The sequence below is a fragment of the Okeania sp. SIO3I5 genome (genome assembly GCF_010672085.1).
GTDB lineage: Bacteria > Cyanobacteriota > Cyanobacteriia > Cyanobacteriales > Microcoleaceae > Trichodesmium.
Genome location: NZ_JAAHHT010000527.1, coordinates 1 through 1,316, shown reverse-complemented (window position 1 = coordinate 1,316; position 1,316 = coordinate 1). Strand labels below are relative to the sequence as shown.

Here is a 1,316-nt window from a genome sequence, read left to right as displayed (position 1 = left end):
TTAAACCTAGAGTTAACACCCATTTACGCAATTGAACCTGGTGGGTCTTTTTCCGAGCAAGCTTATCATAACTTGATTTCAGCTCTCAAGGGTCAGATCAAACCTGAAGACGACCTTGAATATATTTCGCGGGTTTCAATTCCAGGGGTATTGACAGGTAAGAGCGTCAGGTTATTCTCCGGACAAGTTGTTCCTGTGATCGTTCCAGAAGTTCGCGGGATGTACGAGTGGAATGTCAACCAATTGGTGTCAATGGCGGTTGAGGCAGCAAAAACAGCTACACCACAAGCACAAGGGTCTACACCACCAGCTCAGACTAATGAGCAGGAAGAAGCTACGCGAGCTTCTCTGAAGGAATTTCTCAATCGGATGTACTACGAATTTCGGAATCTGGGTCAAACATCCCATGATCGCGCCCTCAATTTCGCAGCGACAAATGCTTTTCAAGCAGCACAAGCACTAACTGAGGCAACTGGTAAAGGAATGCAGCTCGCGAGCATTGAGACAGAAAAAAGCCCTATTTGTCGGATGGATTCAGATTGTTGGGATGTCAAACTAAAGTTTTTCGATCCAGAGAACGATCGCCGGGCAAAAAAAATATTTCGATTTACTGTGGATGTGAGCGATCTGATGCCAGTCACGATTGGTCAGATGCGTACTTGGTCTATGTCTAACTAAAAATATCCCACACTAATCTCATTAAAAATCTTGTAAAAATTTGCCAAACTAGGAGGAGTATTAAGATGAATAATCTGCCCAGAAAAACCCAGCCCATGCTGATGAATAATCGACCCAAGCAATCCCAGCCGGTACTTCGGGATTTAAACCATACATCTCCCTTATTTAATAGTTTAGGTGTCAGCATTTCTGACATCAATCACTGTTACAAGCTAACAGGTGCGGCTAGGAATATGTGTATGGCTGCCTATTAGAAATCAGATCAAATCCGGTAGTCTCTAATACCGCCAGAAACCGGGGAAACTTTTAGATGCCCCAGTGCATAACATCTACCTCCCACAAACCCGGTTTATGATAACACTCCGATTTATCGGGAACCGTAGCTAGCGGATTTAATATTAGTGATGACCGATTAAAAATTACTCAAACAGGAGAAACCACGATGAAAGTTCCAATTCAAGCCGGACACGTACCACGTTACCAGTGGTAAGTATCCGGATGCACAAAACAAGTAAACACTCAAGAAAAAACAAGGAAAAGTAATGAACATTTCCAAACAAGTTACGCCTAAAATGATCAACTTCCCTAAGCAAGTTGCCCCTGTGGAAAGGAGTCTAGCTCCATCTGCAATTTCTGAC

Annotated in this window: 1 protein-coding gene; it reads left to right on the top strand. The window is 43.2% G+C overall.

The window, feature by feature from the left end:
* Positions 1-678, top strand: a 678-nt coding sequence (locus tag F6K40_RS40250) for a cyanobactin maturation protease PatG family protein (protein ID WP_483143797.1), incomplete at its 5' end; no start/stop codon positions are given.
* Positions 679-1,316 lie beyond the last annotated feature (638 nt).